The sequence below is a fragment of the Variovorax sp. J22R115 genome, assembly GCF_030317005.1.
GTDB lineage: Bacteria > Pseudomonadota > Gammaproteobacteria > Burkholderiales > Burkholderiaceae_C > Variovorax.
Map to the genome: position 1 here is coordinate 326,842 of NZ_JASZYM010000003.1, position 14,853 is coordinate 341,694.

15 protein-coding genes are annotated in these 14,853 nt (G+C 66.4%); 14 read left to right on the forward strand and 1 reads right to left on the reverse strand.

What is annotated here, in order from left to right; genetic code table 11:
- The first annotated feature begins 150 nt into the window (after positions 1-150).
- From QTI04_RS06885 to QTI04_RS06920, 8 genes are all read left to right on the forward strand, one after another.
- Positions 151-1,527: a DUF2868 domain-containing protein gene (locus QTI04_RS06885; RefSeq protein ID WP_286614658.1), complete on the forward strand. Its 1,377-nt coding sequence runs from the start codon at positions 151-153 to the stop codon at positions 1,525-1,527.
- Positions 1,524-2,957, forward strand: coding sequence for a GTPase/DUF3482 domain-containing protein (locus QTI04_RS06890; RefSeq protein WP_286614659.1), 1,434 nt, complete (start codon positions 1,524-1,526; stop codon positions 2,955-2,957). The genes QTI04_RS06885 and QTI04_RS06890 overlap by 4 nt, the downstream gene beginning before the upstream one ends.
- A gap of 7 nt (positions 2,958-2,964) precedes the next feature.
- Entirely contained in the window at positions 2,965-3,735 is a 771-nt protein-coding gene (locus QTI04_RS06895) for a glutamine amidotransferase (protein WP_286614661.1), read from the forward strand.
- A 95-nt stretch (positions 3,736-3,830) separates the two neighbouring features.
- The gene (locus QTI04_RS06900) at positions 3,831-4,475 is read left to right on the forward strand and encodes a phosphatidylcholine/phosphatidylserine synthase (protein ID WP_286603485.1); all 645 of its coding nucleotides are present in this window, start codon (positions 3,831-3,833) and stop codon (positions 4,473-4,475) included.
- Positions 4,476-4,533: 58 nt separating this feature from the next.
- Complete coding sequence (locus QTI04_RS06905) at positions 4,534-6,102, forward strand: phospholipase D family protein (protein ID WP_286614663.1); 1,569 nt, start codon at positions 4,534-4,536, stop codon at positions 6,100-6,102.
- 36 nt (positions 6,103-6,138) lie between these two features.
- Positions 6,139-6,753, forward strand: coding sequence for a histidine phosphatase family protein (locus QTI04_RS06910; protein ID WP_286614664.1), 615 nt, complete (start codon positions 6,139-6,141; stop codon positions 6,751-6,753).
- Positions 6,754-6,778: 25 nt separating this feature from the next.
- The gene (locus tag QTI04_RS06915) at positions 6,779-7,738 is read left to right on the forward strand and encodes a DnaJ C-terminal domain-containing protein (RefSeq protein WP_286603488.1); all 960 of its coding nucleotides are present in this window, start codon (positions 6,779-6,781) and stop codon (positions 7,736-7,738) included.
- Complete coding sequence (locus tag QTI04_RS06920; RefSeq protein WP_286614665.1) at positions 7,738-8,067, forward strand: chaperone modulator CbpM; 330 nt, start codon at positions 7,738-7,740, stop codon at positions 8,065-8,067. The genes QTI04_RS06915 and QTI04_RS06920 overlap by 1 nt, the downstream gene beginning before the upstream one ends.
- Positions 8,068-8,098: 31 nt before the next feature.
- On the opposite strand, the gene QTI04_RS06925 is transcribed toward QTI04_RS06920, so the two are convergent.
- On the reverse strand, positions 8,099-8,497 hold the full coding sequence (locus QTI04_RS06925) for a hypothetical protein (RefSeq protein ID WP_286614666.1): 399 nt from the start codon (positions 8,495-8,497) through the stop codon (positions 8,099-8,101).
- 583 nt (positions 8,498-9,080) lie between these two features.
- Here QTI04_RS06925 and QTI04_RS06930 point away from each other — a divergent pair.
- The 6 genes from QTI04_RS06930 (at position 9,081) to QTI04_RS06955 (ending at position 14,783) form a co-directional block, all read left to right on the forward strand.
- On the forward strand, positions 9,081-9,533 hold the full coding sequence (locus tag QTI04_RS06930) for a hypothetical protein (protein ID WP_286614668.1): 453 nt from the start codon (positions 9,081-9,083) through the stop codon (positions 9,531-9,533).
- A 69-nt stretch (positions 9,534-9,602) separates the two neighbouring features.
- Positions 9,603-10,676, forward strand: coding sequence for a TAXI family TRAP transporter solute-binding subunit (locus tag QTI04_RS06935; protein ID WP_286614670.1), 1,074 nt, complete (start codon positions 9,603-9,605; stop codon positions 10,674-10,676).
- Positions 10,677-10,732: 56 nt separating this feature from the next.
- Positions 10,733-11,419 (forward strand): DUF3348 domain-containing protein, encoded by a 687-nt coding sequence (locus QTI04_RS06940; protein ID WP_286605426.1) that lies wholly within the window; start codon positions 10,733-10,735, stop codon positions 11,417-11,419.
- Between the two features lie 10 nt (positions 11,420-11,429).
- Positions 11,430-13,520, forward strand: coding sequence for a DUF802 domain-containing protein (locus QTI04_RS06945; RefSeq protein WP_286614672.1), 2,091 nt, complete (start codon positions 11,430-11,432; stop codon positions 13,518-13,520).
- Positions 13,520-14,167: an OmpA family protein gene (locus tag QTI04_RS06950; RefSeq protein ID WP_286605428.1), complete on the forward strand. Its 648-nt coding sequence runs from the start codon at positions 13,520-13,522 to the stop codon at positions 14,165-14,167. Before QTI04_RS06945 ends, QTI04_RS06950 begins: the two co-directional genes overlap by 1 nt.
- Entirely contained in the window at positions 14,160-14,783 is a 624-nt protein-coding gene (locus QTI04_RS06955; protein ID WP_286614673.1) for a DUF2894 domain-containing protein, read from the forward strand. Before QTI04_RS06950 ends, QTI04_RS06955 begins: the two co-directional genes overlap by 8 nt.
- Positions 14,784-14,853 lie beyond the last annotated feature (70 nt).

The window sequence follows — 14,853 nt, forward strand, 5'->3', positions numbered from 1 at the left end:
CTCTTTCGTATCCCCGGCCACGGGGTTGACGGGGCCGCCGAGCGGCCCCGTTTTTCATGGGCGATCGGCCAACTTGGCACGGGCATAATTTCGCGCTCCCCTCCGGTGCGCCGGCATTGCTCTGTGTTGTAAAGGAAGCCGTTGAATCCCGTGGCGCACCCCTCTCCGTTCCAGGACGCGACGATCACCGAGGCGGTGCAACTGGTCGAGGAAGCCGGCCCGCTCGACGACGCGCAAGCCCTGCGAGAGGCGATGCGCCTTCAGCAAGACCCCGGCCGCCGAATCGTCGAGCGCGCGCGGATTCTCGGGCAGCGTATCGGACTGCAGGACGAATGGGCCCGGGCGCGGGCCTGGTCTCCATGGGTCCTGCTGGGGCTGGTGGCGGTCATCGTCATCGCAGGCCTGACGCTCGCGGGCAACGTGCTCGGCGGGACCGGGCAGATCAACGTCGTCGTCGCGCTGGCAAGTCTGCTGGGTCTGCACCTGATCACGCTGGTGGCGTGGCTGGTCGGTCTGGTCGTTCCGCTGGGATCGTTCAACGCGTCTTTCGGCTGGCTCTGGCTGACGCTCACGGCACGCGTGGCAGGCGGCCAGCGCGGCCAGGCGCCGGTGCTGCTGCGCGCCATCACGCGACTGCTGAACCGTGCGCGATTGCTACCCTGGGCGCTGGGCTTCGTGAGCCATGCGATCTGGACGCTCTCTTTCGCCGTGGTGCTCGCGGCCATGCTCTTCGCACTCGCGTTTCGCAACTACACGCTGAGTTGGCAGACCACGATTCTCGAACCGGACTTCTTCGTGCGCAGCGTGGAATTTCTCGGGCGCGCGCCCGAGTGGCTGGGTTTCCCGGTGCCCGATGCGCAGGCGGTGCGCTCGCCCCTGGCGGCCGCCTCGGGCCAGCGCGCCTGGGCGCTATGGCTCACCGGCTGCATCGTGGTCTATGGCTTGCTGCCACGCGTGGTCTTCGCGCTGCTCTGCGCGGCCGTGTGGCAGGTGCGCAAGAAGGCACTTCGGCCCGATTTGTCTCAGGCCTACTACCGCAAGCTGCTCGCGCGCCTGGACGCGCTCGCGCCACCGCACATCGTCGACGCCGATCCCGGCCAGCTGCCGCACCTTGCAACGCATGCTCTGGCAGCAGGCGACACCACCGACTCGCTGATGGCCGTCGGCTTCGAACTGCCCGATGAACTCCCGTGGCCGCCGGCCGCGCTCGACATGCGTGGCGCGCAGGCCATGCGCATCGACGGCAGCGCCAACGCCCGGCGCGAACTGCTCGACACGCTGGCCCGCGTGCGCCCCCGACGCGTGCTGGTCGGCTGCCATGCAGCATCCAGTCCGGACCGCGGCACCGAACGCTTCCTGCGTGAGGTCATGTCCTTGAGTGGCGAATGCCGGCTGTGGCTGTTCGGCACTGCGCCCGACGACACCGCCCGCCAGCGCTGGCACGCCTGGCTGGCCGATGCCGGACTCGACGGCCTGCACGCTGGCGATGCGCTCGAACCCATGCTTCACGGCTGGACCGGAGCATGAACAAGCCCTCCAACGCCATCCGCATCGCCGTGGTCGGCCACACCAACGCCGGCAAGACCTCGTTGCTGCGCACGCTCACGCGGCGCGTGAATTTCGGTGAAGTGTCGGAGCGGCCCGGCACCACACGCCATGTCGAGTCGGTCGATCTGGTGGTCGATGGTGCGCCCGCCGTGCGCTTCTTCGACACACCCGGACTGGAGGATGCCGTCGCACTGCGCGAGCATCTCGAAGCCTTCGACAGAAGCCTGACGCCGCCCGACCGCATCCGACAGTTCCTGCAAGGCCCCGAAGCGCATGGCGCCTTCGAACAGGAGGCCAAAGTGCTCCGCGCCCTGCTCGATGTCGATGCCGCGTTCCTCGTCATCGATGCGCGCGAACCCGTGCTGCCCAAGTTCCGCGCGGAGATCGAACTGCTGAGCGCCTGCGCACGCCCCGTCCTACCCGTGCTGAACTTCGTGGGCCGTGCCACGAGCCGAGAGGCCGCCTGGAAAGAGCTGCTTTCGGCCTATGGGTTGCACGTGGTGGTGCGCTTCGATGCAGCGGCACCCTTTGTCGGCGCCGAGCGCGATCTCTATCGCGATCTGTCGACCTTGCTACGCGACCGACGCAGCACGCTGGATGGCGTCGCGGCATTTCTCGACGCCGAGTTCAGGCAGCGTCGGCAGGCTGCGAGCACGCGTATCGCAGAGTTGCTGATCGACGCGACCGCCATGCGCCGCACGGCCTCCGCCACGGAGTTCGCCGACGCCGAGGGCCGCCGGCGCCTGGTCAACGGATTGCAGAAAGACCTGTTCGAAAAGGCGCAGCGCTGCGCCGACGATTTGCTCGCGCTCTACGGCTTTCGCGAAGGCGATGCGGACGAAGCCGCTCTGCCGCTGGTGGAAGGTCGATGGACCATGGACTTCTTCCATCCCGAGGCCTTGAAGGACGCAGGCATCCTGCTCGGCAAGGGCGTTGCGGTCGGCGCTGCGGTGGGCGTCGTCGCGGACCTCGCACTTGCAGGCCTCTCGCTCGGCGCGGGCGCGGCGCTCGGCGGCGCCATCGGTGGTGCAGTGTCGCAGGGGTGGGGCCCACTGGGCCGCAAGCTCGCCAACAAGCTGCGCGATGTGCACGAACTCACCGTGGAAGACCGGGTGCTGTTCGTGCTCCTGAGCTGGCAACTCCGCCTGCTGCGAGCGCTGGAGCAGCGCGGTCACGCGGCCGTCGACCGGATCGACGCAGGTGCCGGCGCAACGAGCGCAACAGACGCGGCCCATCGCACGATCGCCGATGTAATTCGCGCCGCGCAACCGGCCCGCAGCCATTCGGACTGGGAGTCCGGCACACGCCTGCGCTGGCGCGAGGCGCCTCAAAGGCAGGATCTCGTGGCGCAGGTGGCGCAACGGGTCGCAGGCGCCATCGAGGTCGTCGAGCAGCGTGTTCCCGCATGAGTGCGGCATGATCACGCGCATGGAAGACCTCTCCCCTCGTCCCCTCGCGATCATCAAGCTCGGCGACACCTTCGATGCGCTGCGCGAACGCCGCGGCGACTTCGAGCACTGGATGGCCGCAGGCCTCGGCGACACCCGTCTGCCGGTTGTGGTGCTCGACCCGCGACGCGGCGACACCCTGCCCTCGCCCGCGGAAATCTCCGGTGCCATCGTGAGCGGGTCTCACGCGATGGTCTCGCATCGCGAACCCTGGAGCGAGGCCACCGGCGCGTGGCTCTCGCAACTCGTCGCCAGCCACACCCCCGTGCTCGGCATCTGCTTCGGTCACCAGTTGCTGGCCCGTGCCCTCGGCGGCGAGGCCGGGGACCATCCGGGCGGCATGGAGATCGGCACGGTCCAGGTCGAACTCACGCCCGAGGCCGCCGACGATCCGCTCATGCATGACCTGCCATCTCGTTTCGACGCGCACGTGGTGCACCGCCAGAGCGCGCTGCGGCTTCCCGAGGGCGCCGTGCGCCTCGCCGGGAACGACTTCGAGCGCACGCAAGCCTTCCGCATCGGCGAGAACGCGTGGGGCGTTCAGTTTCACCCCGAGTTCGACGCCGACATCATGCGCGGCTACGTCGAGCAGCTCGCGCAATCCTTGCGCGCCGAGGGCGTCGATCCCGCGGCGTTGCGCGACCGGGTCGCAGGCACGGCGACTGCGGCCTGCCTGCTCGAACGCTTCGCCCATATCGCCGAAGCGCACGACGCCGCGGCGCGACCCGGCGGCGCCTGAGCCCCCGCGCGGCGCACGCGACATCAGAATGCGACTACACCGCCCGGAACGCCCTTGCGCTAATGTGTCCCGCAACTTTCCAAACGAAAGCACCCATGCCCCCTTCATCTCCCGCATCGGCCCCCGTCCGAAAGCACTTCTCGATGATCCGCGGCTTCCACCTGGCCGACGTGTTCACCCTGGGCAACGCGGCATGCGGCGTCGGCGCCGTCTTCCTCGCGATGGCGTATATGGCCAGCCATTCGCTCACCCACTTCCTCTGGGCAGCCGCACTGGCGCCCGCGGCCTTCATCTTCGACGTGTTCGACGGCCGCATCGCTCGCTGGCGACAAACCCATTCGGCCCTCGGGCGCGAACTCGACTCGCTCGCCGACGTCATCTCCTTCGGCGTCATGCCCGCCTCCCTCGCCTTTGCCGCGGGACTCGACGGCGGCTGGGACTGCGTGCTGCTCATCTACTTCGTGTGCTGCGGCGTGAGCCGGCTCGCGCGCTACAACGTCACGGCCGAAGCGCTTTCCGAAGGCGCCGACAAGGTCAAGTACTTCGAAGGCACTCCCATCCCGACCAGCGTGGTGCTCGTGGGCGTGCTCGCGCTGGCCGCATGGCAGGGCCGCATCGGCGATGCCATCTGGGGCGGTGAGTGGTTGCTCGGGCCGTGGGTGCTTCATCCGCTGTCGCTGCTCTTTGCGCTGTCGGGCACGCTGATGATCAGCAAGACCCTGCGCATTCCCAAGCTGTAGCAAACCAGGGGGCGTGCCTAGAATGCGCACATAGTCGTCGCCGAGTCAGGCCCAATCCATGATTTCATCGCGTGTACTGGTTGCCTTCCTTCTTGGGCTGTTGATCTCGGGCTGTGCCAGCCTGCCTGGGCACGTCGAGCGCGCAGAGTCCGCCGCATTCACGAACACGAATGACACCCGACTGGGCAAGTCGGTCCGAACGCTCACATCGGCCAACCCGGGCAAGTCCGGCATCCATCCGCTCCCCGTCGCCGAGGACGCCTTCGCCGCCCGGATCTTGCTCACGCAATACGCCGATCGAAGCCTCGACCTCCAGTACTACATCTGGCATGGCGACACGACCGGACAGTTGTTGTGGGAAGCCATCTGGAAGGCGGCGGAACGCGGTGTGCGCATTCGCCTGCTGCTCGACGATGCCAACACCGGCGGCCTCGACCCGACCCTTGCAGCGCTCGACGCACACCCCAACATCGAGATCCGCCTCTTCAATCCCTTCGCGAACCGCGGCTTCAGGGTCGGCGACTTCGCCATGGATTTCTCGCGCGTCAACCGGCGAATGCACAACAAGTCTTTCACCGCGGACAACCAGGTGTCCATCGTGGGCGGCCGCAACGTTGGCGACGAGTACTACGGCGCCAACATGGAAGTCGGCTTCCAGGATCTCGACGTGATGGCGGTCGGGCCCGTCGTGCGCGAAGTCTCCAAGGAATTCGACCTGTTCTGGAACAGCGCCTCCGCCTATCCCGCCGCGAGCTTGTTGCCGCCCGCGGAATCCGACGGCGCAGCGCGCCTGCTCCAGAAATGGGAGCAGGTCCACAAGAGCCCGGAGGCCCAGCGCTACGTCGAGGCCGTGCGGCGGACCCCGCTCTTGCGCCAACTGACTGACAACCAGCTCAGCTTCGAATGGACGACGGCGCGCGTGATTCACGACAACCCGGCCAAGGTGCTCGACACGACCGATCGCAAGGACTTGCAGATGCTGCCGCTGCTGACAGAGGCATTCGGCAATCCGCAGAACGAACTCGACCTGGTATCGCCCTACTTCGTACCCGGCAAGGGCGGCACGAAGTCCCTGACCACGCTGGCGCGGAACGGCATCAAGGTACGAGTGCTGACCAACTCGATGTCGGCGACCGACGTCAGCCCGGTCCACGCCGGCTACTCCAAGTACCGCCAGGAACTGCTGCAGTCCGGCGTCACGCTCTACGAATTGAAGCCAGGCATCGGCGTGCCACCGCCCGAGAAGGACGCCGACAAAACCAGAGGTCTGCCCGGAAGCGGCAGCCGCGCAAGTTCGGCCGCGAGCCTGCATGCAAAGACCTTCGCGGTGGATCGCAACCGGATCTTCGTCGGTTCATTCAACCTCGACCCGCGCTCGGCGCACCTCAACACGGAAATGGGCGTGATCATCGACAGCCCGGTGCTGGCGGGCCGTCTCGCGCAGCAGCTCGACACCGCGATCCCCAAGGCGGCTTACCAGGTTCGGCTCAAGCCGGATGGCAGCATGGAATGGATCGACCGCACACCGCAAGGCGAGACGATCTACACGACCGAGCCGGGCTCGGGCGCGCTCAAGCGTGGCTGGATCAACTTCCTGGAGATCCTGCCCATCGAATGGATGCTGTAGGGTGGATGCCCCACATGCCCTCTTTTGATTGACCTGATGAACGACGGCCTTCGACAACTCGTCAAGCTGGCAGCCGCACAGCCGCTGACACCTGCTTGCGACCACTTCTACTTCCTGCGCCACGGACAGACCGAATGCAACGCGCGCCGGATCTTCCAGACGACCGAGGAGCCATTGAGCGCGCTGGGTCTGCAGCAAGCCGCTCGCGCGGCCGAACTGCTCGCCGGCGAGCCGATCCGCAGCATCGCGAGCAGCAACGTGAATCGCGCATTGACCACGGCGCACACGGTGTCGGCTCCGCATGGCATGGCGCCGGTGGTGTTCGAGGGCCTGCGCGAGCGCAACTTCGGCGCGCTGATCGGCACTTCGTCCGCCGACATCGATTGGGCCTGCGAGCCCGAAGGCGGCGAGACGCTGCCCGAGTTCGTCGCACGCAAGCGGATCGCGCTCGAACAAGCCCTGACGCACCCGGCGCCCGTGCTGATCGTGGCGCACGGCGGATCGCTCTATGTGCTCGCGGCGCTGCTCGGCGTGCCGATCGACATGAGCGTGCTCGGCAACGCGCAACCCTTGCGCTTCGAACGAAGCGGCTCTGCATGGCGCGTGAAGCCGCTCCTGCAGGCCGTGGACGGCGGCGCAGCCTTGGCCTAGCCCACCCCCCCACGGATTCATCGGCATGGACTTCAAGGACTACTACAAGATCCTCGGGCTCGAACGCGGCGCCTCCGAGGACGAGGTGCGCAAGGCTTACCGCAAGCTGGCGCGCAAGTACCACCCGGACGTCAGCAAGGAGCCGGACGCCGAACTGCGCATGCGCGACCTCAACGAGGCGAACGACGTGTTGCGCGACAAGGAAAAGCGTGCCGCCTACGACCAGTTGGCCGATCACGTGGCGCGCGGCGGCAGCCCGGATGGAGGATTCCAGCCGCCGCCGGGATGGGACGAAGGCTTCGAGTTCCATCGCGGCCCGCACCAGGGACCGGCCGACCATGCGGAATTCAGCGAATTCTTCTCGTCACTGTTCGGCGCCGCCGAGCGACGCGGCGCCGAGCGCAGGAACTACCGTGCCCGTGGGGAGGACCACCATGCGGCGATCGAGATCGCGCTGGAAGACGCGCTCAAGGGCGCCGAGCGCGAGATCACGCTGCGTTCACAGGAGATCGACGCCCAGGGCCGGCCCGAGTGGAAAACCCGCACGCTGAGCGTGAAGATTCCGCCCGGCGTGCATCCTGGCCAATACATCCGCCTGGCCGGGCAAGGCATGCCAGGCCATGGCGGCGAGCCGGCCGGCGACCTCTACCTCGAAGTGCGCATCGCGCCACACAAGCGCTATCGCATCGAGGATCGCGACCTCTACATGACGCTGCCGATCACGCCAACCGAAGGCGCGCTAGGCGCACAGGTGCAAGTGCCGACGCCCGACGGCGGCGTGGTCGAGGTCACGGTGCCGCCCAATGCGCGCAACGGATTGAAACTGCGGCTCAAGGAGCGTGGATTGCCGGGCAAGCCGCCAGGCCACCTCTACCTGCTCCTCGAAATTGCGTTGCCGCCGGCCGACACCGAGGCCGCGCGCAAGGCTTATGAGCAACTCGCACAGGCGGCGCCCTTCGATCCGCGCCGCCACCTCGGAGTGTGATGACCATGGCTACCATTTCCGTCACGAGCACCACCCTGAGCGCTTCGCATCCGCTCGCCGCCGGCGAACTCGCTCACGCCTGCGGGGCGGAGATCGAGTGGGTGGTTCAGCTGGTCGAGGTCGGCATCATCGCGTCGCGCACGCCGGCCCAGCGGCCGGACGACTGGCGCTTTCACAGCAGCGACCTGCAATGCGCGCTCGATGCGCGACGGCTGGAGCGCGACTTCGGCGTGGGCCTCGAGGCCGCCGCGCTGATCCTCGATCTGGAGCACGAAGTGCGGCGCTTGAAGGCCGTCCTGCGCGCGCAGGGGCTGGACAGGGAAATCTGAGCGATCCGGCAACGTCGCGATCGCGATCGCGCTATCGCACCAGGTAGTAGGCCGAGAACTCGCCTGTCCCGTAATTGCAGCGTTGGAATCCCATTCGGAGGAGCTTGTCCTCGAACCGGGGGCTGGCGATGTTCTCCAGATACAGCACTCGCGCCTGCAAGCCATCGCCTCCATGGGTGAAGCGCTCGACGAACCTGGCGAAGTAGCCTTGGCCCCTGGCGCTGTCGGCCAAGGTGATGTTGGCCAGGCACAGGGCAGGCGCTCCCGGCGTGGAAGGCTTGAACCACGAGTAGCGCGTGTAGGCCTGAAGCACCTGGCTCGTGTACCAGTTCGAGACGACGTCGTGCGCGCGGGGAATACTGGCTTCGAACTGGGTGAGCCAAGCGAAATAGAGGTCCAGTTCGGCCTCGATATAGGTCGTGCAGTCCATGGGCCATGGTAGCCCGCGAGTGCCATGTACTTTGGCATCCTCGCAACACTTGAGTCGCGAGAACGACGGATTTTTGCAGGGAATTTCCCGAAGAAAAAATAGCCGAAAAGGTAAGTTTGACTGGGGCTCCGACGGATGGCCGATTGACGCCACACGGGTCCAGAATGAGACTGGCATCGCTCCATTGCGAGCATCAACCTTGTTCCGAGTCATGGAGAGCCTGGCCGATCAGCCCTCGTCTACGCCGATGTCCTGCAAGCATTGCGCTGCTCTGTTGCAGGAAGGGGACCGGTTTTGCCGGTTCTGCGGTACTGATCAGACAATCCAGAGTGCCGCGGCTCACACTGCTGGCGCAAGGTCGGCCAGAGGCCGGGCCCTGGCACCCATTCAGGTGGATTTTGCGGACACGGTGCAGCCAGAGGAAGAGCCTGTAGGCAGTCTCGTCTTGACCCGCGCAACCAATGACGAAACGAACCCCGAGATCGGGCAGGTCCGCCCTGGCGCCGTCTGGCAGCAGGAAGTAGCGGGCGGGGGCCGCGGGTCCAGGAACTGGGCAAGCAACTCCGTCGTGTCGCTCCGCCTCGTGATCGCCATCGTGGCGACGCTGGCAGTCCTCGTGATCGCGCTGATGTTCGATCACTTCTATCTCGACAATGAAAGCGATGCCGGCAGGCAGCGAGAGTTCAAGGCGAATATCGCGCGGGTCCAGAGCGCCTTGAGCCGTGGCGACCTGGCAGCGGCGGAACGCGTGCTCGATACTTTGGACGTCGACCACGCGGATGACCCCGGCGTGCTGGAGTTGAGGGAGACCTTCGATCAGCGAATCCTGGCGCAGGCCGCCCGCCGTGACCAGCTTCGAAACGCCGCAGTGAAGGCGTCCAATGCAATCGGACTGGTGGAATCGGCCGCCCCGATTGCCCCTGCCGCGAAGGAAGCGCCGAAGCCCGCAGTCCCTGCGCCCGCAATTGGCGTAGCGGATCCGAAGGAAAAAGAGTGCAATGAAGCGCTTGCGGCGCTGGCCCTGTGCCAGAAGTGATCAGACAGCGAGCAGCAGCAAGGGGCCAGGCATCGCCTGGCGCGACTACCAACCTTCGATGGAGCCAGCATGCGAATCACAACCCTACTGACGGTGCTGATGGGGATGATCTTCCTGTCGTCCGCAGCCGCTGCGCCGAGGGCGGAGTACAAGATCGTCACCGCTTCGAAGACCGGCACCTACATCCAGATCGGCAACGACCTTGCCAAGTGGGTGGCCGATCCTGCGGGCATCGACCTGGAAGTCCTGGAGTCCAAGGGCTCGGCGGAGAACGTGCAGCGCATGCGCTTCGAACCGGGGGTGAAGCTGGCGCTGGTGCAGTCCGACGTGTACCAGGCCTTCCTGGACGAAGCGAAGGCGGGCAACGCCGATGCCGGCAACATCATTCGACCGCTGCGTCTGATCATGCCGCTCTATGACGAGGAGATCTACTTCGTCGCCCGCGCGGACTCGCCGCTGGAATCCATCCACGAGATCAAGAACAAGAAGATCAGCGTCGGCCCGTTGGGCAGCGGCACGGCACTCACGGCGAGAACGCTCTATCAGTTGATGTTCGAGGAGCCGATATCGGCTGCGAACGCGCAGTACCTGACGAACGAGGATGCGCTGGTCAAGCTCACCGTGGACAAGACGATCGACGTCGCCATCATCGTGGCCGGACAGCCGGCCAAGCTGTTCGCGGACATGAAGCCCGAGGCGCGCAAGTTCATCAAGATCCTGAAGCTGGACGAGTCGGCACCTGAATCGGCGCGCGCGAAGAAGACCTACTTTCCCGCGGCCATCCGCGCCACGAGTTACCCCACATGGCTCACGGCCGATACCCCGACCCTCACGGTGAAGGCTTACCTGGTCACCTATGACTACGGTCTGCAGTCGACCGTCGGCAATCTCGCCCGGTTTGCCGAGTCGCTGTGCACCAACTTCGACAAGCTCCAGGCCAACGGGCATCCCAAGTGGAAGCAGGTGAAGCTCGAGCTCCCTGCGCTGAGCCAGGGGTGGCGCTACTACGGCCCGATGGAAAAGCGCTTGCGTGCGTGCATTGCCGGCCAGAGCGGCTTTGGCACGCCGACTTCGACCAGGGCGCCAGCGCCTGCCCGCCCCTGCACCGAGCAGGAACTGGTGCTCGGCATCTGCAGGCGGTAACAAGTCGTGCGGCGAGCCGGGCAGTGTAGACTGCCGGGTTTATCCAATTTGGCAGCATGGTGCAAGTGTCACGGCGCACAGGTTTCACCGGCTCGGCGCTCATTCGCTTGCTCGCTCGGCTGGCCGACACCGGCGTCCCCGAACCCAAACAAGCCTTCGCGGATCGATTGAGTCAGTGGGTCAGCTGGACCGACGCCATCTCCCTGGCCGGGGCGTTGGATGGCGGTCCCGCGACGGCGCCCTCCGGCGCACGAGTTCCCCTGAGCGCCGAAGAAAGCGAATGCACCCGCGCGCGCGCCACCCTGGTGCACGCCATCGCCGCGCCGATGGAAGCGGCGGCGGACTTCTCGCCTTACCGCCAGCGCTACCTCTCCCGGCAACAGGCGATGGAGGCGAGCGTCGGCCCCCTGCGCGAGCGCCTGCGAGCCAGGCTGGCGGCCGGATCGCCGGCAATGGCCCGTCTGGCCGCGGTGGACGCCGTCATGGAGCAGGCGCTGGGTGTGCATGAGCACCGCTTGCTGTCGACCGTGCCCTCATTGCTCGAAAAGCACTTCAAGCGCTTGCGCAAGGCCGACGAGACAGCGCAGGTCGCCGCAGTCACCGCGGCCGAGTCCGTCGGCGGGGTTCACCCCGGCGCGTGGCTGGATGTGTTCCGCAAGGACATGCAAGGCGTGTTGCTCGCTGAATTGGACATTCGATTTCAACCGGTCGAAGGGCTGCTCGAAGCCCTTCGCGTGAGTTAACCAGGCCTTCATGACCAGATTTCTTCATTTCACCGCCTTCTTCGTCGGCCTGGCCGCCGTCTGCTGGGTCGGCGTCGGCTACATCGGCTCGAACCCGCTGGCGCTGGCGATCACCGTGCTCATCGGTGCCTTCTACCTGATGGGCGCGCTGGAGCTGCATCGTTTCCACCAAGCCACGTCCGGCTTGACGCATGCCGTCGCGGACCTGAACGCTCCCCCGGCGAGCCTGGGCCCATGGCTCGACCAGCTGCATCCCTCCTTGCGGAACGCAGTGCGCCTTCGCGTCGAAGGTGAGCGCGTCGGCCTGCCGGGCCCGGCCCTGACGCCTTACCTTGCAGGGCTGCTGGTGCTGCTCGGGATGCTGGGCACCTTCGTCGGCATGGTCGTCACGCTGAACGGCACCGGGACGGCTCTCGAAAACGCATCGGATCTGCAAGGCATGCGCGCCTCCCTGGCTGCACCCGTCAAGGGCTTGGGCGTGGCGTTCGGCACCTCGCTGGCCGGCGTGGCCGCGTCTGCGATGCTGGGCCTTGTCTCCGCCCTGTGCCGGCGCGACAGAATCCAGACCGCGCAGTTGCTCGACACGCGGATCGCGAGCACCTTGCGCGTCTTCTCACAGGCCCACCAGCGCGAGGAATCCTTCAAGCTGCTGCAGCAGCAGGGCCAGCTGATGCCCGCACTGATCGACCGGCTGCAGGCCATGATGGCGAAGATGGAGAGGCAGACCCAGGCGCTGAACGAACGACTGATCGCCAACCAGGACACGTTCCACGACAAGGCCGAGGCCGCATACGCCACCCTTGCCTCCTCCGTCGACCAGTCACTGAAGGAGAGCCTGACCGAAAGCGCCCGGGCCGCGAGCGCGACGATCCAGCCGGTCGTCGAAGCGACGATGGCGAGCATCGCGCGCGAAGCTACCTCGCTGCACCACACCGTCGAGCACGGCGTGCAACGGCAACTGGATGGCCTGTCGAGCCGCTTCGAGGCCAGCACCGCCACGGTGGCGGACCTCTGGAAGACGGCGCTCGCGGGGCATCAGAGCACGAGCGAAGCGCTGTCCAGGGATTTGCGCACCTCGCTCGACCGCTTCGCCGAGACTTTTGAACAGCGCTCGGCATCGCTCGTGGACGGCGTCTCTGCCCGCCTGGAGACCGCGGTCGGCAGCGTGTCAGACACCTGGGGCAACGCCCTGGCGCAGCAAGAGCGCGTGAGCGAGAACCTGTCGAAGGGCACGCAAGGCGCCCTGGCAGCGGCTGCGGCGACCTTCGAGCAGCATTCGACTTCGCTTCTGCGCACGGTCGACGAGGCGCACGCGAGCCTCCAGACGGAGATGGCGTCGCGCGACGCGCAACGCCTGGGCGCCTGGACCCAGGCGCTTGCGGCCATGGCCGCATCGCTCCAGCAGGAATGGCAGCAGGCGGGCGCGCGCACCGAGAGCCAGCAGCACGAAATCTGCAGGACGCTGGCCGAGACCGCGCGCGACATCTCCACGCAATCCGAGGCGCACGCGAAAAACACGATCGCCGAAATCGCCCAGCTCATGCAAGCCGCTTCGGAAGCGCCTCGCGCCGCCGCCGAAGTCATCGCCGAACTGCGCCAGAAGCTGTCCGACAGCATGGCGCGCGACAACGCGATGCTGGAGGAGCGCAGCCGCATTCTCGAAACGCTGGAGACTCTGCTCAGCGCCGTGAACCATGCCTCCACCGAACAGCGCTCGGCCATCGATGCGCTGGTCGGCGCGTCGGCGGAACTGATGGACCGTGTCGGCACGCGCTTCAACGACAAGGTCGAGGCGGAAACCGGGAAGATGACCGAGGTCGCCGCGCAGATCACCGGCAGCGCCGTCGAAGTGGCGAGCCTCGGGGAGGCATTCGGCTTCGGCGTGCAGTTGTTCAGCGATTCGAACGACAAGCTGGTGACGCATCTGCAGCGCATCGAAGGTGCGCTCAGCAAGTCCATCGCGCGCAGTGACGAGCAACTGGACTACTACGTGGCGCAGGCGCGTGAAGTCATCGACCTGAGCATCATGTCGCAAAAGCAGATCGTCGAGGACCTGCAGCAACTCGCCAGCAACCGTTCAACGGCAGGCAGCGAAGCGTGATGACAGAGGAGCTCGACGCCGGCGTGGAGCCGACCGTGCCCGTATGGGCCGTTTTCGGCGACCTGATGTCGGGGCTGCTGGGGGCCTTCGTGCTGATCCTGGTGTGCGTGGTCGGCATGCAACTGGATCTCTCGACCAAGCTGGAGGCCGAGGTCAAGCAGCGGCAAGAGGCGGCGCAGCGCCTGCAGGCACTCGAAAAAGCACTGGCCGGGCCTTTGGCGGCAGGCCGGGTGACATTGAACAACGGGCGCATCGGCATCAGCGGAAGCGTGCTGTTCGCGGTCAACTCCGCCGAGCTTCAGCCCGAAGGCCGTCAACTGCTGAGGAGCCTGACCGGGCCGCTGGCCGCATACCTGCAGGCCCGCGACGAAATCCTGATGGTGAGCGGCTTCACCGACGACCGGCAGGTGCGCGGAGGCAACCGCCAGTTCGCCGACAACTGGGAATTGTCCGCACAACGCGCCCTGACGGTGACGCGGTCGCTGATCGAAGAAGGCATCCCATCGTCCTCGGTCTTTGCCGCAGCGTTCGGCTCCGAGCAGGCAGTGGCGTCGAATGCCGATGCCGAAGGTCGGTCGAAGAATCGGCGAGTCGAGATGGCGCCGACGCCGAGGCCTTCCAACTCCCACGTGAATTCCCGTGAGTAGCGACGAAGCGAGCGACGCCCTCGCGATGATCGACGCACGGCGCCGCCGTGGCGATCATCGCCTCGACCCCGTCCGCTTTCGTTTCATCGAGGCCCTGGCCAAGCGGTCCGCCACGCACCGTGGTGAAGCGCGGCGGATCCTCGACGACAAGGTCGCCAGACTGCTTGCGGCGTATGCCGGGGATCTCGAAAAGGCCCCGCCCTCCGACGGTGGCACCGCGAAGCAGAACGCGAAGGTGCAGCGCCAGCGCGGCGCGCTCGGAGCGCTCGTCGATCACATCGGCCAACATGCTTCGCCGCTGGGTGACGATCCGGCGACAAGGGATGAACTGAAGACGCTCACGCAGTTCAGAAGCACCTGGTCGCGGCTCAGCGCCGAACGACGGCTGACTCAATCCCAGGCGACGGTGCCGCAGAATGCCGGCCCGCTCAACTCGCACCATCTCGTGCACCGATCGCTCCGGTTGATGCGTGACGTGTCGCCGGAGTACCTGAGCCGGTTCATGTCGTATGTCGATGCCTTGCTGGGTCTCGACCAGTTGCACAGCGCCGGTGGCCCCGGCAGCGCGGACGCTCCACGCGCCGAAAAGAAGGTCGCCCGCGGCAAGTCGGGCTGACGCGATTCATACGGGATCCGGATTCGGAGAATGTGCGTAGAGTCTACGCATCTGTCGAATTCACGATGAC